This is a genomic window from Microbispora sp. NPDC046973, assembly GCF_040644495.1.
Classification (GTDB): Bacteria; Actinomycetota; Actinomycetes; order Streptosporangiales; family Streptosporangiaceae; genus Microbispora.
Genome location: NZ_JBEYWQ010000010.1, coordinates 241,586 through 268,105 on the forward strand (window position 1 = coordinate 241,586; position 26,520 = coordinate 268,105).

The window sequence follows — 26,520 nt, forward strand, 5'->3', positions numbered from 1 at the left end:
CGGAGGTAGTCGTGCTCGCTTCATGGCGGGGCTGGGCCGGGGTCGCCGGCATGCTGGCGGTCGTGGTGCCGGCCACCCTGGCCGTACCGGTGCCGGGGGCGCAGGCCGCGGACGACCCGGCCTGGCACAAGGCACAGGATCAGCACCCCGTGCCCGGCCACGAGAGCCGGGCACGGGCCGCCGCGCAGGACCCGGGGGCGCGGTTCGACCTCAAGGGCGCCCCCGCGGTGACCTGGCCGCAGCCCGGCGCCGCGATGGTCGCCCTCGGTTCCCCGGCCGCGAAGTCGTCCCCGGAGAAAGGCGCGGGGGCGGGCATGGCGCGGGCCGGCGGGTTGCCGGTGTGGATCGGCCCGGCGGGCGCGGCGAGACCCGGCGCGGCCGGGTCGTCCTCCGATACTCCCGCCGGGGCGACAAGCGCAACCGCGACGCCGTCGTCCGGGGCCCCGGCGGCGGATGTGCAGGTGCGGGTGCTCGACACCCCCACGGCCGAGCGGTCGCGCGTCACCGGCCTGGGCCTCCAGTTGACCCCGCAGGCCGGGGGTGCGGCACGCCGGGTGGCCGTCCAGGTCGACTATTCGGGCTTCCGGTACGCCTACGGCGGCGACTGGGCGTCGCGGCTGCGTCTCGTCCGGCTGCCCGGGTGCGCCGCCAGCACGCCCGACCTGCCGCAGTGCCAGACTCGCACACCGCTGCCCACGCGCAACGACGTCGGAACCGGCAGGTTGACCGCCGACGTCGACCTCGCCGCCGCCGGCGCGACCACGCTGGCGGCCGAGGCGGCTCCGTCGGGATCGGCGGGCACCTACGAGGCCACCTCGCTGTCGCCGTCGGCCACCTGGAGCGTGAGCAACCAGAGCGGGGCGTTCTCCTGGTCCTATCCGCTGCGCCTGCCGCCGGTCCCGGGAGGCCCGACGCCCAACGTCGGGTTCGCCTACTCCTCCGGCAGCGTCGACGGCCGCACGGTCGCCACCAACAACCAGGCATCCTGGATCGGCGAGGGCTTCGACTACTGGCCAGGGTTCATCGAGCGCAGGTACAAGGCGTGCGCCGACGACGGCGTCACGCCCAAGCGCAACGACCAGTGCTGGGGCAACGCGAACGCGACGCTGTCGCTGAACGGGCAGGCCACCGAACTGGTGCTGGACGACGCGACCGGCACCTGGCAGCCGAAGGACGACGACGGCTCCAAGGTCGAGAAGCTGTCCGGCGCCGACAACGGCGACGACGACGGCGAATACTGGCGCGTCACCACCCCGGACGGCACCCAGTACTACTTCGGCCGCAACCACCTGCCCGGCTGGGCGGACGGCAAGGCGGAGACGAACTCCACCTGGACCGTACCGGTCTTCGGCGACGACGACGGTGAGCCGTGCCACAAGAGCGCCTTCTCCGACTCGTGGTGCCGGCAGGCCTGGCGGTGGAACCTCGACTACGTCGTGGACCCGCACGGCACGGTCAGCACGTTCTGGTACGGCAAGGAGACCAACTACTACCGCCGCGACGTCACCACGCTGACCGACGGCGTGCCCAACGGCACCCCGACGGCGTACGACCGGGGCGGCTATCTCAAGCGCATCGACTACGGCCAGCGCTCGGACGCGATCTTCACCTCGTCGGCGCCGGCGCGGGTCTCCTTCGACGTCAAGGAGCGGTGTATCCCGACGTCGAGCTTCGACTGCGCCGAGAGCAAGTTCACCAAGGACAACGCCAAATACTGGCCCGACGTGCCGTACGACCAGAACTGCGACTCCGGCGAGAAGTGCATCGACAAGTACTCCCCGACGTTCTGGACGCGCAAGCGGCTGGCCGCCGTCACCACCCAGGTGCTGTCGGGCAGCGCCTACAAGGACGTCGACACCTGGACGCTGGACCAGGAGATGCGCGCTCCCGGCGACGGCACGGCCGCCACCCTGTGGCTGGCGGGGATCACCCACACCGGGAAGGTCGGCGGCACGGCGTCGCTGCCGTCGGTGCGGTTCGCGGGCGTCCAGAGGCCCAACCGCGTCGACGCCCTCGAAGGGCGGCCGCCGCTGACCAAGTGGCGGATCTCGGCCATCGACAACGAGACCGGCGGCTCCCTGTCCGTCGCCTACTCCGACGAGGACTGCACGTCCGGCGACAAGCCGGACATCGGGACCAACACCCGGCGCTGCTACCCGCAGTACTGGTCGCCCGAGGGCGCGACCTCGCCCAAGCTCGACTGGTTCCACAAGTACGTCGTCACCCAGGTGCGGGAGATCGACCGCACGGGCGGCGCGCCCGACGAGGTGACGAGCTACGAGTACCTCGGCGGCGGCGCCTGGCACCACGATGACGACGACGGGCTGACCAAGGAGAAGTACAAGACCTGGTCGCAGTGGCGCGGCTACGGCAGGGTGCGGGTCACGCACGGCGAGGCGCCCGAGCAGCGCTCCCAGTCGGAGTACCTCTACTTCCGCGGCATGGACGGCGACGAGCTGCCCGGCGGGGGCACGCGGAACGTGAAGGTCGCCGACTCCGCGGGCACGGCCGTGGACGACGCCGACGCCCTGCAGGGAAGGGTCCGCGAGGAGATCCACTACGACGGTCCCGGCGGTCCCGCCATGAGCGGCACCGTCACCTCCTACTGGGTGAAGCAGACCGCCAAGCGAGTGCGCTCCTGGGGCACGACCAAGGCGACCATGGTGCGCGAGGACACCGAGCGCACCAGGACCGCGCTGGCGTCCGGCGGCTGGCGATACACGAAGACCGGCACCGACTACAACACCGACGGCCTGCCCACCCAGGTGAACGACCTCGGCGACGAGTCGACCGCGAACGACGACCAGTGCATCCGCACGGAGTACGCCCGTGACGCCTCTCGCTGGATGGTCTCCTACGTCTCGCGCGTCGAGACCGTCACCAAGGCGTGCGACGTCACCCCGGACCGCCCGGACGACGTGGCCTCCGACGTGCGCAAGTACTACGACGGCAAGGCGTTCGGCGCCGCGCCGGACAAGGGAGACGTCACCAGGACCGAGAAGCTCGGCTCCTGGAACGGCGGCCCGCAGTACGTCACGGTCGGCACCACCACCTTCGACGTGTACGGCAGGCCGCTGGTCGTCACCGACGCCTCCGGCGGGAAGACGACGACGGCCTACACCCCGGTGACCGGCCTGGTGACCGGCACCACGGTGACGAACGCGCTCGGGCACGCGAGCAAGACCGAGGTCGAGCCGGCCTGGGGGCTCCCCACCGCCACGATCGACGTCAACGGCAAGCGCACCGATCTGACCTACGATCCGCTGGGCAGGCTGACCGGCGTATGGCTGCCGGGGCACGCCAAGGCGTCGTACGCCTCAGCACCGAACATGAAGTTCGGCTACCAGGTCCGCGCCGACGGGCCGACCACGGTGACCACCTCGACGCTCCGCAACGACGGGGTGAACTACACCACCGGGTACGCCCTGTACGACGGCCTGCTACGCGCCCGCCAGACCCAGCAGCCCGCCCCCGGCGGCGGCCGCGTCGTGAACGACACGCTGTACGACAGCCGTGGCCTGGTCTACAAGACCAACGACGACTACTACGTCGAGGGGGCGCCCGGCGCCACGCTGTGGACCCCGGCGAGCGACGACGACGTCCCCGGCCAGAACGTCACGGTCTACAACGGCATGGAGTGGGCCACCGCGCAGATCTTCCGCAAGCGCGGCAGCGAGCAGTGGCGCACCACCGTGACGTACGGCGGCGACCGTGTCAGCGTCGATCCTCCTGAGGGCTCGACGCCGACCACGAGGATCACCGACGCCCGCGGTGAGATCGTCGAGTTCCGGGAGTACAAGGGCGACGGCCCCAGCGGCGACTACGACGCCACCACCTACTCCTACACGCCGACCGGGCAGCCGGCGACCGTCAAGGACGCCGACGGCAACGCGTGGACCTACCACTACGACCTGCGCGGCCGGGTCGTCCAGCTCGACGACCCCGACAAGGGCACCGCGAAGCTGACGTACGACGACAAGACCGACCGCCTGCTCACCACCACCGACGCCCGCGGCAAGAGCGTCTTCTTCACCTACGACGCCCTCGGCCGCAAGACCGCCGAGTACGAGGGCACCTCGGCGAGCGGCACCAAGCTCGCCGAGTGGAAGTACGACGTCCTGCCCGACGGCACCGTCGTCAAGGGCCAGCCGACCGCCTCGACCCGATACGTCAAGAACGCCACGACTGGCGCCGTGGACGCGTACACGACGGCCGTCACCGGGTTCGACGACGCCTACCGCACTCTCGGCACCGAGACCGTCATCCCGGCCTCCGAGGGCGCGCTGGCCGGCACCTACAAGACCGGCACCGACTACAACCCCGACGGCACCGTCCGCCGTACGGTGCTGCCCGCGGCCGGCGGGCTGCTCGGCGAGACGATGCTCTACGGCTACGACGAGCTCGGCGATCCCACCACCACGCGCGGCCTGACCGACTACGTCACCTCCACCACGTACTCCAAGCTCGGCCAGGTGCTCGACATGACGATGAGCACCGGCCTGAAGCGGGTGAAGGAGACCAACTTCTACGAGGAGGGCACCAACCGGCTCACCCGCTCTCTGTACGAGCGCGAGACGGCGCCGATCTCCGTCGCGGACACCAACTACACGTACGACCCGTCGGGCAACATCACCGAGATCGCGGACAGGCCTTCGGGCCAGACGCCCGACGTGCAGTGCTTCCGGCAGGACTACCTACGGCGCCTGACCGAGGCATGGACGGCCACCGACGACTGCGCGGCCGACCCCTCGCAGGCCGTCGTCGGCGGGCCGGCGCCCTACTGGCAGTCCTTCACCTATGACAAGGTCGGCAACCGCACCAAGGAGGTCGACCACCAGGCGAGCGGCGACGTCACCAAGACCTTCACGTACGCGGGGGCCGGCAAACCGCAGCCGCACACGCTGACCTCGGTCGAGTACAAGGGCGGCGACCGCGACGGGCAGATCGACAGCTACACCTACGACGCCGCCGGCAACACCACCGAGCGGGGCTCGGGCCGGGCGCTGGAATGGGACGTCGAGGGACACCTCGCCAAGTCCACCGACCCCTCCGGCGTCAGCACCTTCGTCTACGACGCCGACGGTGAGCGCCTGATCCGCCGCGATCCCACCTCCACCACCCTGTACGTCGCCGGGATGGAGATCCGGGTCGACAAGGCCACCGGCGCCAAGAGCGCGACCCGCTACTACACACACGGCGGCCAGGTCGTCGCGGCCCGGACCAACAAGGGCCTCACCTGGCTGGGCGCCGACAACCACGGCACGACCGACATATCGGTCACCGACGACGCGGCTCAGACGCCCACCCGCCGCCGCTTCACCCCGTTCGGGCAGCAGCGCGGCACGCCGCCGTCACTCTGGCCAGGGCAGAGAGGCTTCGTGGGCGGCGTCATCGACGACGCCACGGCGCTCACCCACCTCGGCGCCCGCGAGTACGACGCCGAGACCGGCCGCTTCATCTCCGTCGACCCCGTCTTCGACGCCGCCGAGCCGCAGAGCTGGAACGGCTACGCCTACGCCGGAAACAACCCGGTCACGGTCAGCGACCCCTCGGGCCTCGACGGCCCGCTGACGGGGGACACCAACTGCTACTACGCCGGCAAGTGCGGCGGGGGCAGCGGCTCCAAGGACAACGGCGGCGGTGGCGGTGGCCACCCCTCGTACAACCCACCGCCCCCGCCGAGCAGCCCACCGCACTGCGGGCGCTGGGACTTCGGCTGCAAGGCCAAGAACTTCTGGAACCAGCACAAGGCAACCATCGTCAACGTCGCCGTCTCGGTGACCGTGACCATCGGCTGCGAGGTGGCCACGGGCGGCGCCGGCAGCATCGGCTGCGCCGCGGTCGGCGGAGCCGCGGGCAACCTCGCCGGCTACCTGGTCTCCACCCCGCGTGACCAGTGGAGCCTCGGGGGCGCGTTCCACGCGGCGGCGGTGGGAGCCGTGACCGGAGCGGCCGGAGGAGCGCTCGGCAAGGCCGCTTCGGCCGTGCTCGGCAAGGTGGCCACCACAGCGGCGGGCAAGGCCGTCGCCGGGGCCGTCGGCAAGGCCGCGAGCAAGGCGAGATCCGCTCTGGGCAAGGCGGGCGCCGCCGCCGAGGACGCGGCCGAAGCGGGCGAAGGCGCGGCCGCACGATCGGCAGGAAGGGGCGCCGCACGCGAGAGGGCGCACGCCTCGTCCGGATCTCGCGGGACCTGCGACAGCTTCGTCGCCGGCACCCTGGTCAAGCTCGCCGACGGCACCACCAAGGCGATCGAGAAGATCAAGCCCGGCGACAAGGTCCTCGCCACCGACCCGTCGACCGGTGAGACGGCCCCGAAGCTCGTGGTCGCCGCCTTCTCGGGCGTCGGCTACGTCGGCCTCGTCCAGATCACCGTCGACACCGACGGCGAGAAGGGCCACGACACCGGGGACATCCTCGCCACGGAACACCACCTGTTCTGGGACAGCCAGGACAAGGCGTGGGTCCGCGCCGACCACCTGACCCCGGCCGACCGTCTCCGCACTCCGTCCGGCGCCACGGTCCAGGTCGTCGGCACCACCACCGTCCCAGCCCACCCCGCCGTCTACGACCTCACCGTCGCCGACACCCACACCTTCTACGTCCAGGCAGGCACCGCCCCCGTCCTCGTCCACAACTGCGGTGATCTTGCCGGGAGTGGTCCAACACCCGGGGTCATCGAGGTTAGCGATCGGGTGCAGTCGACGGGCGCCTTCAATCACATCAGCACGAGTAGCTCGCACGACTTCTTATTCGATCCATCCAAGAGGATGCTGGTCGTAGCAGGTAAGCGCTTCGGGATGGGGCATCCCGGCTTGGCTGGAAGCATCGGCGCCAATGACGCCGAGGCGGTCGGCGGCGAAATAATGAGGCGCGAGGATGGCGTATTCCTGACAGATGAGCGTTCAGGGCACTATGGCCATCAGTGGACCAATGAAGTCCGACAGCAGTTTCAGGAATTCATGGAAGGGTATGGTTTCTCGCTCGATCATATGGCTGGCTGGGGAAGGTTCCACTAATTCGATGGACGCGCTGCAGGAAGCACTCTCGCGGCTGAATCCCGATCTCTGGAGATATGCGGAGGAGCCACTGCCGATTCGATGGATTCCTCTGTTCCAGGTCACCACAACCGGTCTGTGGCTGGGTCTCGATATTTCGGGGGTCTGGGTTATCGGGAGAATTAACGGTGCAGTCGCCACCGCAGCTTCCGATGTTCTTAGCCAGGTATGGGTAACCATTCTCGAGCTGGAAGTCGATGTTCTCGACAGTAAGCTGCGAGATGCTGTCCTGAGATATGAGCTGCCGACCCCTCTCCCGGCACTGCCAATACCTGAAATCCTCCAACTCGCGCTAGCAACCCGACGCCGGCACTGGGTGGATCGAGCGCTTGCGTGGTTGGATCGCTATCCAGCGTCCGTGGAGACGACAAACCTACTGAAGGAGGTCTCTCGGTCGCACCGGATTGGGCAGGCAAATCGTCATAAGGCAGAGAAGATCATTCGTCGGCTGGGCGAAATGCCGAATTCTCAGTGAACCCGACTTGCGGCAGGAGCCTCTGCGGCATATAGAGCCCGTCGATGCACCCGCAAGCGGCAAGCGCAGGTAACGAGGTGATTTCATGCCCGCGTTCATGCGGTGGCCGCACGGGAATCTCGCCGATCTTGCCCTGAGTCAGGCGGGTGCCTAGGATCTAGGCACCTGCGACTCAGGGTGGAGGCGGCGTGGAATACCGGCTCCTCGGTTCGGTCCGCGTCCGTGACGCGGACGGCCGGGAGGTCCCCCTCGTCCGCGCGAAGCACCGGCAGGTCCTCGTCGCCCTGCTCGTGAGCGCGGGCAGGGTCGTCCCGGCCGATCACCTCGTGGAGCACCTCTGGGACGGCACGGCGCCCCGCTCTGCCCGGGGCAACCTCAAGACCTACATCTCGGCGCTGCGCCGGCTGCTGTCGCCGGAGGACCCGGCGGCCGCGCCGATCGAGACGGTGGGAGACGGCTACCGTCTCGCCGTACGACCCGGGGAACTCGACCTCCTCACGTTCAGGGACCTCGTAAGACAGGGCCGCGGCATGCTGAAGGCGGGTGACACGCGGCAGGGGGAGGCCACCCTGCGGCGGGCCCTCCTGCTGTGGCGGGACGACCCCCTGCAAGGTCTACCGCTCACCCACCTGCTGGAGCAGATCGCGGCGGGGCTGGGGGAGGAGCGGCTGGGGGTCTTCGAAGACTGGGCCGACGCGCGGCTCGATCTCGGCCTGCACGCGGAGGCGATCGGCCCGCTCCGGCAGTGCGTACGCGACCACCCCTTGCGTGAGCGCCCGTGGGGCCAGCTGATGCTGGCCCTGGCGCGTGACGGCCGGCGGGCGGACGCGCTCGCGGCCTTCCACGAGCTGAGAACCCGCCTGGTCGATGAGCTGGGCGTGGAGCCGGGGGAACCCGTTCAGCGGCTCCACCGGCGGATCCTCGCCGGGGACGCCGACCTCTTCCTCGACACTGCCCAGGCGGCCTCGCGCGGTACCCACGACGGCGAGGAACCGGTGGCACCCGCGGCAGCGCCCTCGGCGGTGCCGAGGCAGCTTCCCTCCGACGCGCCGCATTTCGTCGGCAGGGAGCGGGAGCTGAGCCGCCTGGAGACCTGGCTGAACCCCTCGGACGGGTCGCCGCCGACGCCGGTGGTGGCGATCTGCGGCCCACCGGGCGCGGGCAAGTCCGCCCTGGCCCTCCACGCGGCGCACCGGGCCGCGGCCCGTTTCCCCGACGGCCAGGTGTACGTCAACCTGCGCGGCGCGATGCCCGGCGTACGACGACTGGACACGGGTGAGCTGGTCGGGCGGCTACTGCGGACGTTCGGCACGCCGGGGTCGGAGATTCCGCCCGACGTGGACGAGGCCGCCTCGGCCCTGCGTACGGTCCTCCACGGCAGGCGGGTGCTGCTCCTCCTCGACGACGCCGCTTCGATCGCGCAGGTCGGCCCCCTTCTCCCGATGACCTCTGGCTCGACCGTCCTGCTGACGTCCCGCGAGAACCTGGCGCCGGCCGCTCCCGCCTCGCACGTCGATCTCGGCCCCATGCCGCGGGACGACGCGGTCGCCATGCTGGTGCGCCGGTTCCGGTCCGGCGGCGTCGGCTTCTCCGAGAAGGCCGCCGAACGGCTCGCCGACCTGTGTGACGGGTTCCCCCTGGCTCTGCACGTCGCAGGCGCCCGGCTCGCGAGCCGCTCCGGCTGGTCGGCCGACATGCTCATCGAACGCCTGGAGGACGAGAGCGGCCGTCTTGACGAGTTGCGCACCGGGGACGTCGGCGTGCGCAGCAGCATCGCGGTCAGCTACACGGCCCTGGCCGGCAGCGGGCAGGCCCTCGACCGCGAGGCCGCGCAGGCGTTCCGCCTGATCGGCCTGCTGCGCGTACCGGACCTGAGCCTGGAGGCGGTGGCCGCGCTGCTCGACGTGCCGCCGCGGACGGCCGAGCGAATCGTCGAGAGGCTCTTCGACGCGCGGCTGGTTGAAAGCCCCACTCCCGGCCGCTACACCTTGCACGACCTGATCAGGCTGTACGCGCAGGAGCGCGGGCTGGACACCGAACCGCCGGAGCGGCGGGAGGCCGCGCTCCGCCGCGTCCTCGGCTTCTTCCTCGCCACCACGGGCGCGGCCGTGCGGATGATCGATCCACACCGCCTGCACGCCGCCGTGCCGGAGGTTCCGCAGACGCCCAAGGCGCTGCCTGACCGGGAAGCGGCGACCCGCTGGTTGGAACGGGAACGGCCCAACCTGCTGGCGGTCGTCGGCCAGGCATGGGACGGCGACACGGCGACCGCTCACCTTGCGATCGCCCTCGCTCTCAACCTGCAGTGGCATCTGGCTGTGCAGGGGTACCGTCACGAGATGCTCTGGCTCGGCACGAGGTCGCTGGAGACCGCGCGCCGGCTCTCGGACCGTGAGGGCGAGGCGCAGGCGCTGGCCATGGTGGCGATGGCGCACCACCTGCTCAACCACGACGAGGAGGAACTCACGTGCCTCCATGAGCTGCTGGACCTGTGCCGGGAGCTCGGCGACGCCTTGGGAGAACTGCGCGCGCTCGGCAACCTCGCCAGCGCCTGCCTTCTCCTGGAGCGTCCGGCCGAGGCGCTGCGATACGCCGAGCGACAGCTCGTGATCAGCCGCCAGGTCGCATCCCCCGTGGGCGAGCGGTACGCGCTGATGATGGCGGGCGACGCGCATCTGCAGCTCGGCTCCACTGACAAGGCCGTCGCGACGCTGCGGCAGGCTCTGCGGCGCGCCCAGGAGGCGGACGACGCGATGCACGAGGGGATGACGCTGCGGCGTCTCGGCGAGGCGCACCTCGCGGCCGGGGACGCCGCCACCGCTCGGACGTATCTGCGGGACTCGCTGGCGAGATTCGACGCCTGCGCTCAGGGGCCGCAGGAGCGCTCGGAGGCCCTGGTCGCGCTGGCCCGGTCGTCCCGGATGCTCGGCGACCTCGACGAGGCGTCGAGGCACGTCGCGGAGGCGCTGCGGATCGCCAGGGAGAGCGGCGACCGGCACGACGAACGACGTGCCCTCCGCGTGCAGGCCGAGATCCACGACCAGGGCTGACCGTTCCGGATCCGCCTGCGAGCAGCCCCAACTCGTCGTCGGCGTTTCCATCAAACTTTCTATGAGTCCGAACTTCCTCGTCCGCCCTGGCGTCGATATCCCCGAAGGTCGTTCGAAACGGGGAGAGAGATGAGAAAGCACATGAAGCGCCTCCTGATCACCGCGTTGATCGGCGGGGGACTGGTCGCGGGGGCCGGCATCGTCGTTCCGGACCGCCACGTCGAGGTGATCGTTGCGAGCCGCGATCCGCGCCTCGGCTGCTGCTGACCGTCGCGAGTGACACGCTGTACGCCGAGCCGCCGCGCCGATCGGGCGCGGCGGCTCGGCGCTACGTGCCGGCGCGGGAATTCCACCTGACGCACCGCATCGCTTCCGGATATTTCGGCGCTAGGGGACAGGCGGCAGCGTCTGGGGGCGTCATGGATATCGGACCGGGCCCCTCTCAGGGCGACGCCCCGCCGGCCGGCTGGTCGTACACGACCCCAACTATCGCGCCCATGACGTCGGCATGGTGAGAGGCCGGAACGGGCTTGTGCTTCCAAAGCGTGTCAATTACCTTGATTCGGTGAAATCGCGACGGATAACGCTTAAGGCTAAAAGGGGGCGAATATACCCGTGACCGCGGAGGTCCAGGAGCGGAATCCGCGGCACGTTCTACCGGCGAGCAAGGCCGGTGTGCCGGACCGGCCGTCACCGGCCATCAAGGGAGTTTCGGTATGGCGTTATTTCATCACGGCAGCGTGCGCCCAACGGGCGTGCGCAGGCTCTCGGCGGTGATCGCCGCCGGGGCCATGGCGATCGCGGCAGTTCTGGTCGCGCCGCGACCAGCGGTGGCGGACACGCCGTGGCTGAGTGTCTCGGGCGACGGCTACGTGTCGATCAGCATCCCGGCGGCCTCCATCGAGGCCAGCGTGGGCCAGGTGTCGGAGGTGATGGTCGAGGGGAACTTCGGCCCCTCCTCCGCCTGGGCGGAGTACGGTCTGACCCGCCGGGGCGACATCTGGTGGGGGGCCCTCGGCCCGCTCAAGCCGGGGCTGTACTCCTACCAGGTCACGGGTGACACCACCAAGGGTCTCAAGGACCCGACGAACAGCGCCACCGTGGCGTCCAAGCCTCTGTGGAGCACCTTCCTCGTTCCGGGCGACTCGGCGCGCCTGCTGGCGGATGCTCCCCAGGGACAGGGCGGCAAGGTCGAGACCCTCACCTACCAGGTCAAGACGCAGGAGCGGTCGGCGCTGGTGTGGACGCCGCCGGGCTATCGGGCCAAGGGCGGCAAGCCATATCCGGTGCTGTACCTGCAGTCCGGCCCGGACAGGAGCGCCACCGACTGGCTCGACCTCGGTCGCGCCAAGCAGATCCTCGACAACCTGGCGGCTCAGGGTGCCATGGAGCCGATGGTCGTCGTGATCACCGACGGTCGCGGACCGGACGACGACAAGGACCTCAAGGACCTCCGCAAGGCGGTCGCGGGCGCCTACCGTGTCCATCGCGACCGGGAGCACCAGGCGATCGCCGGTGTCTCCGAGGGCGGGTCGCAGGCGTTGCGTGCCGCCCTGACCGGCCCGGGTCAGTTCGCCTATGTCGGCTCGTTCTCGGGTCTTCTGGCGGACGGTGTGGACCGGGCGCACGCCAAAGCCGTCAACCGCTCCCTCCAGCAGCTGCGTCTGTACACCGGGAACGTGACCGATCCGGCCTACAACGCGACCGTTCGTCTCACGAAAGCGCTGGAGCGCGCCGGTGTCAGGTACGAGTTCGACGGGGTCAACCCCGATGCCGGGGGGAACTGGAACGCCTGGCAGGAGAACCTGATCGATTTCGTGCCGCGGCTGTTCCGCACGGTGCGGGATCACGGTCCGAGCGCCGGTCACGGGCGGCTGAAGGGCGAGTTCAAACCGCCGGCGCCCGGCACGACGCCGACGCCGTTCGTGTCCGAGGGCGGCTTCGTCACCTTCGAGACCACGACGGACTTCACCGACGCCAAGCACGTCACGGTGTGGGCGAACGACGCTCCCGGAGGGAGCTGGCTGCGCATCCCGATGTCCCGTGAGGGCGACCGGTGGCGGGCGACCGTGGGTCCGCTCGACCCGTGGTTCTACTACTACCAGTGGATCGTGGATCGGGTCTCGGTCAAGGACGCGTCGAACCCGACGAAGGTGACCTCCGAGCCGACCTGGAGCACCTTCTTCATCCCGGGCGAGAGGTCACGCCTGCTCTCCGATGTTCCCGCCGGTCAGGGCGGAAAGGTCGAGAGCCTGACGTACCGGAGCACCGTGGCGAACCAGGACCGGACCGCGTTGGTGTGGACCCCGCCCGGGTACGACGCCGGCCGCGCGCAGCCGTACCCCGTTCTCTACCTCCAGCACGGCAGCGGTCAGAGCTACACGGACTGGGCCGAGATGGGACGCGCCAAACAGATCCTCGACCACGAGTTCCTGGACGGGAAGCTGGTGCCGATGGTGGTCGTGATGGGCAACGGCAACGTGTCCGACTTCACCAAGGAACTGCTGGACAACATCGTTCCGGCGGCCCGCGCCCGCTACAACGTCTCCAGCGACCCGTCGCAGCAGGCCCTCGCCGGCCTCTCGATGGGCGGGGTGCAGACGCTCGGGGTGCTGAAGGCGTACCCGGGGAAGTTCGCCTACATCGGGGCGTTCTCGTCCTGGTTCGGGGACGGCGCCGGCGTCGACGTGGCGGCGATCAACAACGGCACCAAGATGCTGCGCCTGTACGTCGGCGACCAGACCGACTTCGTGCAGCCGTTCTTCATGTCGTCCCTGACCACGATGAAGGATCTCGGTATCCGCTACGAGTTCGACGGGGTCACCCCCGGGCCGCACGGCTGGGACGTGTGGCAGAAGAACCTCATCGACCTGGCTCCGCGCCTGTTCAAGCGCTGAACCGTGTCCAAGCGCTGAGCCGTGTTCATCCGCTGAGCTGTGGCCAAGCGCTGACCTTGGGGTTTGCGCGGCGCAGTCGCCCGACGCCACGGGCGGCTGCGCCGCGCCGTCGCGCCCCGGCGGCCCGTCGGATCGGTCAGCGAGGCGTCAGCTGGGCGCGGTGGGCACGGTTGACGTCGATGAGCAGGTCGAGGGCGTCGCGGGCCCGCAGGAGCTCGTCGATGTGCCGGCTGATGCGATCCCGCTCCTGGACCAGCCGCTCGAACGCCTCGTCGGAGTTCCGCTCGCTCGGCGAGTCGACACACGGGAGCACTTCCACGATCGTCCGGCTGGAGAGCCCGGCGGCGTACAGGCACTGGATGAGCCGTACGCGCTCGACCTCGTCGTCGGTGTAGTGGCGCTGGCCGCTGGGGCTGCGCGTGCTGGTGAGCAGGCCCTGCTCCTCGTAGTAGCGCAGCGAACGGACGCTCACCCCGGCCTGCGACGCCAGCTCTCCGATACGCATCGCGCCTCCTGAGGAAATTTCGGATTGAAACGCTTGCCTCTGACGTCAGTGTCAGGTCTTAGCGTAGTCGCGTGTCCAGCCGGCGGACGCGTCCTTCCGCAGGAACCCCTGAAAGGCGCTCAGGAATGACGACTCTTTTCGACCGCTACCAGCTCGGCGCGCTGACCCTGCCCAACCGTGTGGTGATGGCCCCGATGACCCGGGTCCGCGCGGCCGTGGGCGGCCTGGCGACACCGTCGATGGCGACCTACTACGCCCAGAGGGCCACCGCCGGGCTCATCGTGACCGAGGGGGTGCAGCCGAGCCTCGTCGGGCAGTCCAACCCGGGCACACCGGGGCTGTACACCGACGAGCAGGTCGCGTCGTGGCGGCCGGTCACCGACGCGGTCCACACCAACGGCGGCCGCATCTTCGCCCAGATCATGCACGGGGGCCGCGTCTCCCATCCCGACACCACGGGGATGCGTCCGGTGGGCCCCTCGGCCGTCGCCGCCCTGGGGGAGGTGTTCACCCCCGCAGGGCCCAAGCCCGCACCGGTGCCGAGGGCGCTGGAGACCGCCGAGGTGCCCGAGCACGCCCTGTCCTACGCGCGAGCCGCGCTCCGGGCCGTCGACGCCGGTTTCGACGGCGTGGAACTGCACGGCGCGAACGGCTACCTCATCGCGCAGTTCCTGTCCAGCAGCGCCAACCTCCGCACCGACGCCTACGGCGGATCGATCGCCAACCGGATCCGCTTCGCCGTGGAGGCGGTGTCGGCGACCGTCGAGGCGGTGGGAGGCGACCGGACGGGGATCCGGCTCTCGCCGGGTGCGGGCATCTGGGGCGCGGAGGAGACCGACGTCCCCGAGCTGTACGGCGCGCTGCTCGCCGAGCTGGCCCCCCTTGGCCTGGCGTACGTCCACCTCGAGGCCACCACCGACGAGGACGTGCTCGTCGAGCTGCGCAAGGCCTGGCCCGGCACGCTCGTCGTCAACCCGGTCTTCCCACTGGGCCCCCGCCAGACGGACAAGGCCGCAGCCGATCACTGGCTGGGGCTCGGCGCCGACCTGATCAGCTTCGGCCGCGCCTTCATCGCCAATCCCGACCTCGTGGAGCGGCTGCGCCAGGGGCTTCCCATCGCGCCGCACGACCAGTCCACCTGGTATCAGGGCGGCGACGCCGGCTACATCACCTATCCCGCCTACCGCCACGCGGCCTGACCACGTGGGGAAGCACGGCGAGCCGCCGCGCCGATGCGGCGCGGCGGCTCAGCCTCGGGGCCCTGTGGTGCGGGCCCCCTGGGTTCCGCGCGGCCCTGTGATGAAGAGCCTTGTGGGTCCGCGGTCTCGTGGTTCGCGGGTCCGTCGAGGAAGTCGCAGCCGGACCGCCCGGCGCGGGCCTGTCAGCGGCAGGCCGGGCCGGGCGGCTGGCGGCAGGAGAACTCAGGCCGGTACGGAGGCGACGCCGGGCTCGAGGAAGCGGGAGCCGGTGACCTCCTCGGAGATGCCCGTCCGGTCGAGGTAGGGCGTGATGCCCCCGGTGTGGAAGGGCCAGCCCGCGCCGAGGATCATGCACAGGTCGATGTCCTGCGGCGCCGCGACCACGCCCTCGTCGAGCATGAGCCTGATCTCCTGGGCGAGGGCCCGCAGCGCGCGCAGCCGCACGTCGTCCGCGGTCGAGGGGGACGAGCCGCCCTCGAACAGCGCCCGCACCTCAGGGTCGATCTGGAAGTCCGGGCCATAGAGGCCCGGCTTGCCCGCGGCCACCAGCTTGGCGAGGTTCTCCGAGACGCCGAACCGGTCCGGGAACGCCGCGTGCATGGTCTCGGCGACGTGCAGCGCGACGGCCGGGCCGACGAGCTGGAGCAGCGCGAACGGCGTCATCGGCAGGCCGAGCGAGTCGAGCGCGTGGTCGGCGACCTCCAGCGGGGTGCCCTCGTCGGCCGCCGCCGTGACCTCGCCCATGAACCGTGTCAGCAGCCGGTTGACGACGAACGCGGGCGCGTCCTTGACCAGCACGCACGACTTCTTCAGCGTCTTGCCGACGGCGAAGGCCGTGGCCAGCGTCGCGTCGTCGGTGGCGGAGCCGCGGACGATCTCCAGCAGCGGCAGCACCGCGACCGGGTTGAAGAAGTGGAAGCCCACGACCCGCTCCGGATGCCGCAGGCCGGAGGCCATGTCGGTGACCGACAGCGAGGAGGTGTTGGTGGCGAGCACGCAGGTCTCGGAGACGACCTCCTCCACCTCGGCGAAGACCTTCTGCTTCACACCGAGGTCCTCGAACACCGCCTCGATCACGAAGTCGGCGTCGGCGAAGGCGTCCTTGGTCAGCGACCCCGTCACCAGGCCCTTCAGCCGGTTGGCCTGGTCGGCGGAGATCCGGCCCTTGCCCAGCAGCTTGTCGACCTCGGCGTGCACGTAGCCGACGCCCTTGTCGAGCCGGGCCTGGTCGAGGTCGGTCAGCACGACCGGGACCTCCAGGCGGCGGGCGAACAGCAGCGCGAGCTGCGAGGCCATCAGCCCGGCGCCCACGACGCCGACCTTGGTGACCGGGCGGGCGAGCGACCTGTCCGGCGCGCCGGCCGGCCGCTTGGCCCGGCGCTGCACCAGGTCGAAGGCGTACAGCCCGGCCCGCAGCTCGTCGCTCATGAGCAGGTCGGCCAGCGCCTCGTCCTCGGCGGCGAAGCCCTCGTCGCGGGACGCCGTACGAGCCAGGGCCACGAGGTCGAGCGCCCGATAGGGCGCGGGGGAGGCCCCCCGCAGCTTGAGGTCGACGAGGATCCTGGCCTGGTCGATCACCGGCGCCCAGTCCTCCGCCGTGTGGTCGGCGCGCTCGACCGTCACCTCGCCGCGCAGCACCTGGGCGGCCCACCGCAGCGACTCCTCGACGAAGTCGGCGGGCTCGAACATCGCGTCGGCGATGCCGAGCTCGTACGCGTCACGACCCTTGATCATGCGGTTCTGCGACAGCGGGTTCTCGATGACGAGCTTGAGCGCCTTCTCCGGGCCGATCAGGCGGGGGAGCAGCTGGGTGCCGCCCCATCCGGGCACCAGGCCGAGGAAGCACTCCGGCAGCGCGATCGCCGGGACGCCCGACGACACGGTGCGATAAGCGCAGTGCAGCGCGATCTCAAGCCCGCCGCCCATCGCCGCGCCGTTGACGAAAGCGAACGACGGCACGTCCAGCTCGCCGAGGCGGCGGAACACGTGGTGCCCGAGCTGCCCGATGGCCAGCGCCTCCTCGCGGGAGGACACCGCCGCCGCGCCCTTGAGGTCGGCCCCGACGGCGAAGATGAACGGCTTGCCGACGACGCCGACGGCCGCGAGGTCGGAGCGCGCGGCGATCGCGTCGAGCGCGTCGTTCAGCGCGAGCAGGCCGTGCGGGCCGAAGGTGTTCGGCTTGGTGTGGTCGTGGCCGTTGTCGAGCGTGATCAGGGCCATCGTGCCCGCGCCGTACGGAAGTTCGACGTCGCGCACGAGCGCCTTGGTGACCACCTCGTCGGCGTTCCTGCCCTCCAGGAGGGCCTTCCAGGTCTCGATCGTGCTCATGCCAGGTTCTCCCAGATGACCGTCCCGCCCATGCCCATGCCGACGCACATCGTGGTGATCCCGTAGCGGACGTCGGGCCGCTCGGCGAACGCGCGTGAGAGCTGGATCATCAGCCGCACGCCCGACGACGCGAGCGGGTGGCCGAACGCGATCGCGCCGCCGTACGGGTTGACGCGCGGGTCGTCGTCGGCGATGCCGAAGTGCTCCAGGAAGGCCAGCACCTGTACGGCGAACGCCTCGTTGATCTCGAACAGGCCGATGTCGTCGATGGACAGCCCGGCCAGGCGCAGCGCGCGCTCGGTGGAGGGGATCGGGCCGATGCCCATCACCTCGGGGTCCACGCCGGCGAAGGCGTAGGACACGAGCCGCATGCGCGGGGTCAGGCCCAGCTCCGCGGCCACGTCCTCGGCGGCCACGATGCAGCCGGTCGCGCCGTCGTTGATGCCGGAGGCGTTGCCCGCCGTCACCCGTCCGTGCGCGCGGAACGGCGTCTTGAGCGTGCGCAGGCCCTCCAGCGTCGTGCCGGGGCGCGGCGCCTCGTCCACGGTGGCCAGGCCCCAGCCCTCGGCGGCCTTGCGAGCCGCCACCGGCACCAGGTCGCGCTGGATCTTGCCGTCGGCGTACGCCTTGGCGACCTTCTCCTGGGAGGCGACGGCGAAGGCGTCGGCGCGCTCCTTGGTGATGGACGGGTAGCGGTCGTGCAGGTTCTCCGCGGTCATGCCCATGACCAGCGCCGAGCCGTCCACGAGCTGCTCGGACAGGAACCGGGGGTTGGGGTCCACTCCCTCGCCCATGGGGTGGCGGCCCATGTGCTCGACGCCGCCGGCGATGGCCACGTCGTACGCGCCGAAGGAGATGCCGCCCGCCACCGTGGTGACGGCGGTCATCGCGCCGGCGCACATGCGGTCGACGGCGTAACCGGGGACCGACTTCGGCAGGCCGGCGAGCACCGCCGCGGACCTGCCGATGGTCAGGCCCTGGTCGCCGATCTGGGTGGTGGCCGCGATGGCCACCTCGTCCACCCGCTCCGGGGGGAGGCCGGGATTGCGCCGCATCAGCTCGCGGATGACGCGGACTACCAGGTCGTCGGCACGCGTCTCGGCGTACAGGCCCTTCGGGCCCGACTTGCCGAAAGGCGTCCGAACGCCGTCGACGAAGACGACTTCACGGGACGCAGGCACGGGTTCGCTCCTACTTGTCGGTAGCTTCCGGCTCCCTATGCTACTGGTCAGTAACCGGTCCCGGGATCGGCGGGTCCGCCGCGCCTGTGAGTGATCGTTAACTGGTCGGAAATCGGCAGGAATCAGCACATGTCGCCGGTGACGATCTCATTCGGGATGCAACCCCTCAAACCTCAAGAATCACTCCTCTAGCTCTCGCTGTCGGATTTCTTGGGGCATTGCACTCGAAAAGGAACCAATGCGCTCTCCTGTGCGCGCCTGGACCACGGCGCTCGCCGCGGCCATGACGGCCGCGACCCTGTCCACCCCCCTCCTCTCAGGACCGGCGTACGCCGCGCCCCCCGGCTCGCCCCGCGTGAGCGGCGACGACGGCACCTGGACCGTCGAACCCGTCGGCGGCGGCCACCGGGTCACCCTCCACCTGAACACGCCGCTGCCGGTCCGCGACGCCGTCCCCGAACTCGCGGCGGACGGCCGGTCGCTCGGCCCGGCCGAGGAGTCTCCCGACGGCATGACGCTGACCGTCGTCACCCCCGACCCCGCCGTCGCCGCGGCGTCGTCCGTCGACGTGGCCTGGAACGGCGAGGTGCCCGGGGCCGCCGCGGCGGCCGTCGGCAGGGCCGCGCCGACGCCCGCCGAGCCGTCCGCGAAGTCGCCCGCCAACCCGCACGGCACGCCGGATCCCGCGCCCGTCGACCCCGCCGCGCCCGGCCCGTATTCCGTGACCCACGACGAGTACGACCTCGGCGACACCGCCGTCACCCTGGAGGGGCTCGGCGGCCGCCAGGCCGAGATCCGGGCGAAGGTCTACCTGCCGGAAGGCGCCCGCGGCAGGCGCCCGCTGGTCGTCTTCCTGCACGGCCGCCATTCGGCCTGCTACGACCCGGCGGCCTGGACGACGTCCAACACCCAGTGGCCCTGCCCCGCGGGGCAGCGGCCCATCGCCAGCTACCAGGGCTACGACGGCCCCGCCGACGTGCTCGCGAGCCACGGGTACGTCGTCGTGTCGGTCAGCGCCAACGGCGTCAACGCCGCCGACAACCCCTACAGTGAGGACCGGGGCGCGCTGGCCCGGGGCGAGGTCGTGATGCGTCACCTCGACCTGCTCGCCGACGCCGGCGAGGGCGTGGGCGACGCGAGGCTGGTGCGCCTGTTCAAGGGCCGCCTCGACATGTCCGACGTCGGCCTGATGGGCCACTCGCGCGGCGGCGAGGGCGTCGTCAAGGCCGTGCTGATGAACGCGGGCAGGGCCAGGCCGTACGGGATCAGGGCGGTGCTGCCGCTCGCGCCGACGGACTTCGCGCGGGCGACCCTGCCCGGCACGCCGATGGCCGTCATCCTGCCCTACTGCGACGGGGACGTCTCCAACCAGCAGGGCCAGCACTTCTACGACGACTCCCGATACGCCGTGGACGACGACCCGGCCTTCCGCTCCTCGCTGATGGTCATGGGCGCCGACCACAACTTCTTCAACACCGAGTGGACCCCGGGCGTGGCGCACGCGCCTGCGTCCGACGACTGGTCGAACCGCAACGACCCGGTCTGCGGCGGCGCCGCGCCGTCGCGGCTGACCGCCGCAGAGCAGTACGCCGCCGGCACCGCCTACATCGCGGGGTTCTTCCGCCTGGTCCAGGGCGGTGAGCAGGGCCTGATGCCGCTGTTCGACGGCAGCGGCGGCACCACCGCCTCCGCCGGGCGGGCCGTCGTGCACGCCGTCGCCCAGGCGCCCGCGGGCAAGCGCCTCGACGTGGCCTCCTTCACGTCGCTCGCGCCGTCCACGCGGGTCTCCGGCTCGGCCACCGCGGTCGTCTGCGCCGGGATGCTCGGCCGTTCGCCGCAGAGCGGCCTGCCGTCCTGCGCCTCCACGCTGACCACCTCGCAGGCGCCGTCCTGGACGCCCGCGACGTACGCGAACAACGTCGCCTCGACCCCGGTGCTGCGGTTCTCCTGGAGCGACCCCACGGGCACGGTGACGGTGCCCCTCGGCGAGCAGGACCGGAACGTCTCCCGCTACGACGCGCTCACCTTCCGCGCCGCGAGGGACGAGACGGCGACCGGCGACGTGGACCTCGCGGTCGAGATCGTCGACAAGCACGGAGCGTCGCACACGGTCAGGGTGTCGGAGGTGAGCGACGCGCTCACGGCGTTCCCCGGCACGGCCTCGCCGCTGCCCAAGACCTGGCTGCGCACGGTACGCGTCCCGCTGAGCTCGCTCGCCGGCGTCAAGCCGCAGCAGATCGGCGAGATCCGGATCTCGGGTGCGAGCCAGAAGGGTGGGGTCTACCTCGCGGATCTCGCCTTCACCACGGTGGCCGTGGGTGAGGCCCGCACGGAAAGGCTGCCGCAGGTGTCGGTGGAGGGCGCCACCGTGGACGAGGGCGACGGCCCGGGCACGGCCACGATGACGGCGAGGCTGTCGGAGGACAGCGCCACGCCGGTGACGGTCCAGATCCAGACGATCGCGACCGGAGTCGCCCCGGTGATCGCCTCGGCGGCGCGGGAGGTCGTCATCCCGGCCGGGTCCCTGGAGGCGTCCTTCCAGGTGCCGGTTGTCGGCGACACCGCGGTGGCGTCCGCGCCGCAGTCCTACCAGGTGGTCGCCTCGGTGCCGGTGAACGCGACGATCGGCGGCGGCTTCGCCCGGCTCGTCGTGAACGACGACGACGCGAGCTGAGCGAACAGGCTCCCGGGGGGCGCCGTGGCCGGCACACGGCCACGGCCGCGCGCCTCCGGGAGCCTTCGCGTGCTCACAGCGGTTCGAGGAACTCCAGGCGGTTGCCGACGTTGTCGTGGGCGTAGAAGCGGCGGTGGCCGGGGAAGTGCGGATCCCAGGCGACCTTGACGCCTGCGGCCGCCAGGCGCGCGGCGAGGTCGTCGAGGCCGGTCACCAGGATGCCCGGATGCGCCTTGCGGGCGGGACGGAAGTCCTCCTCCACGCCGAGGTGGATCTCCAGGGCGCCGGCCCGCACCCACAGGCCCCCGCGCGCGGCGAGCGCGGAGGGCTTGCCGATCTCGGTCATCCCGAGCACGCCCACGTAGAAGGCGCGGCAGTCGTCCTCCGACCCGGGCGGAACGGCGAGCTGGACGTGGTGCAGGCGGTAGCCGAAGGGGGACTCCACGTCCGGGTCGCGGCCCCGCATGTCACACCTCTCCTTTGATCTCCAGCCGTTCGAGCGCCTTGGCCAGCGGGTGGACGGCCAGGCCGATCTGCCACTCCCGCGCGCCCAGCGCCCGCAGCCGCGCCGCCACGGTCTCCTCGCTGATCGGGGCGGGCGGCTCCCAGGTCAGCCTGCGTACGGCGTCGGGCTGGAGCAGGTTCTCCGTCGGCATGCGGTGCTCGTCGGCGAGTGCGGCCACGACGGCCCGCGCCGCCGCGAGCCGCTTGGCGGCGGCCGGGTCCCGATCGGCCCACCGGTTGGCCGGGGGAGGGCCGTCCCCGGGCCCCACGGGCTGCGGCAGCGCCGTCTCCGGCATCGTGCGGGCCCGGTTCACCGCCGCCAGCCAGTCGTTGAGGTGGCGGCGGGCGCTGCGGCCGACGAACGGCGTGATCTCGGTGAGGGCCTTGGTCGTGCGCGGCTGGTCGAGGGCGGCCTGCACGATCGCCGAGTCGGGCAGCACGCGGCCCGGCGCGAGGTCGGCCTCCCGCGCGATCTCGTCGCGCAGCGTCCACAGCTCCCGCACCACGGCGAGCCCGCGCAGCGTGCGCACCCGGTGGATGCCCGAGGTGCGCCGCCACGGGTCGGTACGCGGGGGATGGGCGGGAGCGGCCAGGATCGAGGAGAACTCCTCCAGCGCCCACTCCAGCTTGCCGGTGGCGGTCAGCTCGTCGTGCAGGACGTCGCGCAGCTCGACCAGCACCTCCACGTCGAGCGCGGCGTAGCGCAGCCAGTCCTCCGGCAGCGGCCGGGTCGACCAGTCGGCCGCGGAGTGCCCCTTCTCCAGCCGCAGGCCGAGGACGAGCTCGACCATGGTCCCCAGACCCACCCGCTCGTAGCCGAGCAGCCGGCCGGCCAGCTCGGTGTCGAACAGCCGCCGCGGCCGGAAGCCCAGCTCGGCCAGGCACGGCAGGTCCTGGTTCGCGGCGTGCAGGACGATCTCGGCGTCGCGCACGACCTCGTCCAGCGCGGACAGGTCGGGACACTTGACCGGGTCGATCAGCGCGGTGCCGGCGCCGGCCCGGCGCAGCTGCACCAGGTAGGCGCGGCCGCTGTAGCGGTATCCGGAGGCGCGCTCGGCGTCGACGGCCACCGGTCCCGTCCCGCGGGCGAAGGCGTCCACGGCGGCCGCGAGCGCGGCGGAGTCCTCGATGACGGGCGGGATTCCCTCGCGCGGCTCCAACAGTGGCTGGATTACGGGTTCTGTCACGGGCTAAGGAACTTTCGGATCATCTCGGCGGGCGGGGCGCGGATGCAGCGTGGCGACGTCGGGCGGCAGCGGGGGGATGCCCGCGGCCAGGCACATGAGGTCGCACCAGGCGGCCGCGTGCGGCGACAGGTCCTCGTCGAGCGGCGACCACGAGGCCCGCAGCTCGATCTCGGTGGTGACGGGGTCGTCCGCCTTGCCGCCGAACCCCTCCGAGACGGCGCGGGTGACCGTGCCGCCCACCGCGGCGTACCGCGCGCCGTGGGCGTCGAGCGCCTCGGTCAGCCAGCTCCAGGCCACCGGTCCCAGCAGCGGGTCCGTGGTCATCTCCGGCTCCATGTCGGCGCGTACGTAGGCGACGAGGCGGAACGGTCCCTCCCAGCCGCGCTGGCCCTCGGGGTCGAACAGCATGATCAGGCGGCCGACGGCGAGTTCGTCGTCGTCACGGTACACCGACGCCCCGACGGCACCGGAATACGGTGCGAGCCGCTGGGGCGCAGGGATGTCCTCCAGCTCGATCTCCGGCCTCACCTCGGCGGGGCGCAGCGTCTCCAGCGCGCGCCGGAAGGCGGCGGGAGGCGAGGGCGGTTCACCGAGGGTCATGACGGAAGAGTAGGTCGGATTCGGGAGAGCACGAAGCAGGGGGGTGGCTGTGGGGGGCATCGGAAGTCGTCAAACCGTCGCCGCCAGTCGAGCCGTCACCCGGCCGGCCGGCCGCGCCGGGGCGCGTCCGCGCGTGCGGTCCCGGCGGTCGCCGCGGCCGTCCGCGCGGTCTCGCCGCCCCGTCGCGCGCGGCGCGCCGCTGGGGCGGGCGGGGCGCGCGGCGTCGCTGCCGGCACAGCGCTCAGTGCGGCGTTCGGGGGAACTCCACATCGAAGTCATCGCTCCGGGGCCTCTCGTCGGATCCACGGTGGTGGCGGTCGCTCGGGACTGATCCGACGTTGGCACGTCCCGGCGACATTTCCCCGCATCGCACTCGGCGTGTCTCGAAAGTGGTATTGGAATCGATGCCGGATGGCCGATTGGCGAACACATTGCCGAGCTGTGAGATGACTCACAGGAGGGGATGGGGTTCACCTTACGCGATCAACGGCCATCCTCGCGTCGTTCTGGAGCCCCAGGTCCTGGGTCCCGGCGCGGGGCGGCACCGGGGCATGGCAGGCTGGTGCCGTGAAACCCCAGCTCGCCGATTCCGTTTTCATTCGCGCGTGCCGGCGCGAGCCCGTTCCGTACACGCCGGTCTGGTACATGCGCCAGGCCGGGCGGTCGCTGCCCGAGTACCGCAGGGTGCGCGCGGGCGTCGAGATGCTCACCGCCTGCGCCACGCCCGACCTCGTGGTCGAGATCACCATGCAGCCGGTCCGCAGGTACGGCACGGACGCGGCGATCTTCTTCAGCGACATCGTGGTCCCGCTCAAGGCCATCGGGGTCGACCTCGACATCAAGCCCGGCGTCGGCCCGGTCGTCGGGACCCCCATCCGCGACAAGGCGGGCATGGAGGTCCTGCGGCCCCTGGAGCCGGACGACGTCCCCTACGTGACGGAGGCGGTCGGCGCGCTCACCGGGGAGCTGGGCGGCACGCCGCTGATCGGCTTCGCCGGAGGGCCGTTCACGCTCGCGTCGTACCTGATCGAGGGCGGCCCTTCGAAGAACCACGACCGCACCAAGGCCATGATGTACGGCGAGCCCGAGCTGTGGCACGAGTTGATGGAACGGCTCGGCGCGATCACGCTCGCCTTCCTGCGCGTGCAGGTGGAGGCGGGGGCCTCGGCCGTCCAGCTCTTCGACTCGTGGGTGGGCGCGGTCGCGCCGCAGGACTACCGCACCTACGTACTGCCGCACACCGGCAGGATCTTCGCGGGCCTGGCGGACCTGGGCGTGCCGCGCATCCACTTCGGCGTCGGCACCGGCGAGCTGCTCGGCCTCATGGGCGAGGCCGGCGCCGACGTGGTGGGCGTCGACTGGCGAGTGCCGCTCGACGAGGCCGCCCTGCGCGTGGGCGCGGGCAAGGCCCTGCAGGGCAACCTCGACCCGGCGATCCTGCTCGCGCCCCGGGAGGTCGTCGAGAGGCGCGCCAGGGACGTGCTCGAGCGCGGCCGGGTGGCCGAGGGGCACGTGTTCAACCTCGGCCACGGCGTGCTTCCCTCGACCGACCCCGACCAGCTCGCCCGGCTCACCGACTTCGTCCACGAGTCGTCGGCACGCTGACGACCTATCCCGGCGTGCGCTCCGATTCCCGGTCCTGATCCCGGTGTTCGTCCCGGTCCTCGCGGGGACCCGGCTCCGGTGAGCCGAGGTGCGGCCCGGCGGGACCCGGGGCGGGACCCGCGGGGGAGCCGGGCCCGTGCCCGGGAGAAGCGGGAGGAACGGGACCGGGAGGTACGGCGCCGGGGGGCACAGGACCGGCCGAAGGGGCGGCACGGCGGCGCATCCGGCGCATGACGGCCCGGACGGCCAGCCACACCACCCCGGCCACGACGATCCAGGGCAGCAGCGCGCCCAGCACGGTCAGCGCCACGACGGTCGACGTGGTCAGGGTGTTCCAGCCGGCGCGCAGCCCGGCGAGGAAGCCGGTCTCGTCCTCCTTCTTCTCGGGCCGGGCCCAGGGCGTCGGCGGGAGCACCAGGGTGAGCGTCACGGTGGCCATGCCGGTCTGCGCCTCCAGGGCCTTCTGCCTGGCCTGCAGCGACTCCAGATCGGCCTCGCGGCTGGAGATCTCCCGCTCGATCTCCAGGATCTCGCCGATCTTGTTCGCCTTGGACAGCAGCGTGCGGAACTGTCCGAGCGCGGCCTCCGCCGACTTCACCCGGCTGGCGACGTCGGCGACCTCCTCGGTGACGTCCTGCGCGTTCTGCCGCACCGACGTGCGCTTCCCGAGGTCGCGCCCGAGCTGGGCCAGCACGTCGGCGTAGCGCGCCGGGGGCACCTTGAACGCGATCGTCGACTGGTCGCCACCGGAGACGGACTCGCTGCGCTCCTCGGCGACGTACCCGCCCGCACCCGTCACGATCGCCTTCGCGCGGTCGGCCGCCGCCGTGACGTCCTTGGCCTCGACGGTGAGCTCGGCCTGGTAGACGATCGCCCGGTCGGCCGGATCGAGCCGGGTCTTGTCCTGTCCGCCGCCGGCGCCGCCCGTGGCGGGCGCCCGCTCCGCGCTCTGGTCCCCGGCCCCGGCCGTGGCGGCCTCGCCGGTCGGCGCCATGGGAGCAGCGGCGCTGCCGGCCGTGTCGCTGCTGGATTCGCCCGAGCCGCCGCACCCCGTCAACAGAAAGGCGACGGCCGTGAGGGCCGCCGCGCCGTACCGGATTCGCCTCATGTCCTTTACATCGGTTCACCGATGGGGACAGTTCGGCGCCGGCGATCACGATGGCATCACGATGCCGCCGTGGTCGCCGGCGCCTCTGTTTCGGGGGGTGAGGGGTTTCGGGGGGTGTGGGGCCCCGTGGGTCCGGCCGGGCCCGGCCGGAC

15 protein-coding genes are annotated in these 26,520 nt (G+C 71.5%); 8 read left to right on the top strand and 7 right to left on the bottom strand.

Going from position 1 to position 26,520, the window contains the following annotated elements; genetic code table 11:
• Nucleotides 1-11 precede the first annotated feature (11 nt).
• From ABZ860_RS20845 to ABZ860_RS20865, 5 genes are all read left to right on the top strand, one after another.
• Nucleotides 12-7,016, top strand: a complete 7,005-nt coding sequence (locus ABZ860_RS20845; protein WP_357222434.1) for a polymorphic toxin type 43 domain-containing protein — start codon at nt 12-14, stop codon at nt 7,014-7,016.
• 4 nt (nt 7,017-7,020) lie between these two features.
• Nucleotides 7,021-7,530, top strand: coding sequence for a hypothetical protein (locus tag ABZ860_RS20850; protein ID WP_357222436.1), 510 nt, complete (start codon nt 7,021-7,023; stop codon nt 7,528-7,530).
• A gap of 188 nt (nt 7,531-7,718) precedes the next feature.
• Nucleotides 7,719-10,580, top strand: a complete 2,862-nt coding sequence (locus tag ABZ860_RS20855) for a BTAD domain-containing putative transcriptional regulator (protein WP_357222438.1) — start codon at nt 7,719-7,721, stop codon at nt 10,578-10,580.
• Nucleotides 10,581-10,721: 141 nt separating this feature from the next.
• Nucleotides 10,722-10,847 carry a hypothetical protein gene (locus ABZ860_RS20860; protein WP_357222440.1) on the top strand — a complete coding sequence of 42 codons (126 nt, stop codon included), beginning with the start codon at nt 10,722-10,724 and terminating at the stop codon, nt 10,845-10,847.
• A 449-nt stretch (nt 10,848-11,296) separates the two neighbouring features.
• Nucleotides 11,297-13,477 (top strand): alpha/beta hydrolase-fold protein, encoded by a 2,181-nt coding sequence (locus ABZ860_RS20865; protein WP_357222442.1) that lies wholly within the window; start codon nt 11,297-11,299, stop codon nt 13,475-13,477.
• A 136-nt stretch (nt 13,478-13,613) separates the two neighbouring features.
• Here the strand turns inward: ABZ860_RS20865 and ABZ860_RS20870 are convergent, their stop codons facing one another.
• On the bottom strand, nt 13,614-13,982 hold the full coding sequence (locus ABZ860_RS20870; RefSeq protein ID WP_357222444.1) for a MerR family transcriptional regulator: 369 nt from the start codon (nt 13,980-13,982) through the stop codon (nt 13,614-13,616).
• A 125-nt stretch (nt 13,983-14,107) separates the two neighbouring features.
• Here ABZ860_RS20870 and ABZ860_RS20875 point away from each other — a divergent pair, with 125 nt between their 5' ends.
• Complete coding sequence (locus ABZ860_RS20875) at nt 14,108-15,181, top strand: alkene reductase (protein ID WP_357222445.1); 1,074 nt, start codon at nt 14,108-14,110, stop codon at nt 15,179-15,181.
• A 222-nt stretch (nt 15,182-15,403) separates the two neighbouring features.
• Here the strand turns inward: ABZ860_RS20875 and ABZ860_RS20880 are convergent, their stop codons facing one another.
• A complete protein-coding gene (locus tag ABZ860_RS20880; RefSeq protein WP_357222447.1) occupies nt 15,404-17,509 on the bottom strand; it encodes a 3-hydroxyacyl-CoA dehydrogenase NAD-binding domain-containing protein in 2,106 nt (701 codons plus the stop codon).
• Nucleotides 17,506-18,690: a thiolase family protein gene (locus ABZ860_RS20885; RefSeq protein WP_357222449.1), complete on the bottom strand. Its 1,185-nt coding sequence runs from the start codon at nt 18,688-18,690 to the stop codon at nt 17,506-17,508. Before ABZ860_RS20885 ends, ABZ860_RS20880 begins: the two co-directional genes overlap by 4 nt.
• Nucleotides 18,691-18,928: 238 nt before the next feature.
• On the opposite strand from ABZ860_RS20885, the gene ABZ860_RS20890 reads away from it, so the two are divergent.
• Nucleotides 18,929-21,364, top strand: a complete 2,436-nt coding sequence (locus ABZ860_RS20890; RefSeq protein ID WP_357222452.1) for a hypothetical protein — start codon at nt 18,929-18,931, stop codon at nt 21,362-21,364.
• A 73-nt stretch (nt 21,365-21,437) separates the two neighbouring features.
• Here ABZ860_RS20890 and ABZ860_RS20895 read toward each other — a convergent pair whose 3' ends face one another.
• From ABZ860_RS20895 to ABZ860_RS20905, 3 genes are read right to left on the bottom strand one after another with little or no spacing between them, the layout of a single operon-like run.
• Complete coding sequence (locus ABZ860_RS20895) at nt 21,438-21,830, bottom strand: VOC family protein (protein WP_357222454.1); 393 nt, start codon at nt 21,828-21,830, stop codon at nt 21,438-21,440.
• A 1-nt stretch (nt 21,831) separates the two neighbouring features.
• Complete coding sequence (locus ABZ860_RS20900) at nt 21,832-23,055, bottom strand: HRDC domain-containing protein (RefSeq protein WP_357222456.1); 1,224 nt, start codon at nt 23,053-23,055, stop codon at nt 21,832-21,834.
• Between the two features lie 3 nt (nt 23,056-23,058).
• On the bottom strand, nt 23,059-23,655 hold the full coding sequence (locus tag ABZ860_RS20905) for a DUF3000 domain-containing protein (protein ID WP_357222458.1): 597 nt from the start codon (nt 23,653-23,655) through the stop codon (nt 23,059-23,061).
• Between the two features lie 567 nt (nt 23,656-24,222).
• On the opposite strand from ABZ860_RS20905, the gene hemE reads away from it, so the two are divergent.
• On the top strand, nt 24,223-25,260 hold the full coding sequence (hemE, locus tag ABZ860_RS20910; RefSeq protein WP_357222460.1) for a uroporphyrinogen decarboxylase: 1,038 nt from the start codon (nt 24,223-24,225) through the stop codon (nt 25,258-25,260).
• Between the two features lie 4 nt (nt 25,261-25,264).
• On the opposite strand, the gene ABZ860_RS20915 is transcribed toward hemE, so the two are convergent.
• A complete protein-coding gene (locus ABZ860_RS20915) occupies nt 25,265-26,368 on the bottom strand; it encodes a DUF4349 domain-containing protein (RefSeq protein ID WP_357222462.1) in 1,104 nt (367 codons plus the stop codon).
• Nucleotides 26,369-26,520: the final 152 nt, after the last annotated feature.

What these genes read in the sequence shown, in the direction of transcription:
- ABZ860_RS20850 (WP_357222436.1), top strand. Translation starts at nt 7,021, where the DNA reads ATGGACGCGCTGCAGGAAGCACTCTCGCGGCTGAATCCCGATCTCTGG.
- ABZ860_RS20860 (WP_357222440.1), top strand. Translation starts at nt 10,722, where the DNA reads ATGAAGCGCCTCCTGATCACCGCGTTGATCGGCGGGGGACTGGTCGCG.
- ABZ860_RS20865 (WP_357222442.1), top strand. Translation starts at nt 11,297, where the DNA reads ATGGCGTTATTTCATCACGGCAGCGTGCGCCCAACGGGCGTGCGCAGG.
- ABZ860_RS20870 (WP_357222444.1), bottom strand. Translation starts at nt 13,982, where the DNA reads ATGCGTATCGGAGAGCTGGCGTCGCAGGCCGGGGTGAGCGTCCGTTCG.
- ABZ860_RS20875 (WP_357222445.1), top strand. Translation starts at nt 14,108, where the DNA reads ATGACGACTCTTTTCGACCGCTACCAGCTCGGCGCGCTGACCCTGCCC.
- ABZ860_RS20880 (WP_357222447.1), bottom strand. Translation starts at nt 17,509, where the DNA reads ATGAGCACGATCGAGACCTGGAAGGCCCTCCTGGAGGGCAGGAACGCC.
- ABZ860_RS20890 (WP_357222452.1), top strand. Translation starts at nt 18,929, where the DNA reads ATGCGCTCTCCTGTGCGCGCCTGGACCACGGCGCTCGCCGCGGCCATG.
- ABZ860_RS20895 (WP_357222454.1), bottom strand. Translation starts at nt 21,830, where the DNA reads ATGCGGGGCCGCGACCCGGACGTGGAGTCCCCCTTCGGCTACCGCCTG.
- ABZ860_RS20905 (WP_357222458.1), bottom strand. Translation starts at nt 23,655, where the DNA reads ATGACCCTCGGTGAACCGCCCTCGCCTCCCGCCGCCTTCCGGCGCGCG.
- ABZ860_RS20915 (WP_357222462.1), bottom strand. Translation starts at nt 26,368, where the DNA reads ATGAGGCGAATCCGGTACGGCGCGGCGGCCCTCACGGCCGTCGCCTTT.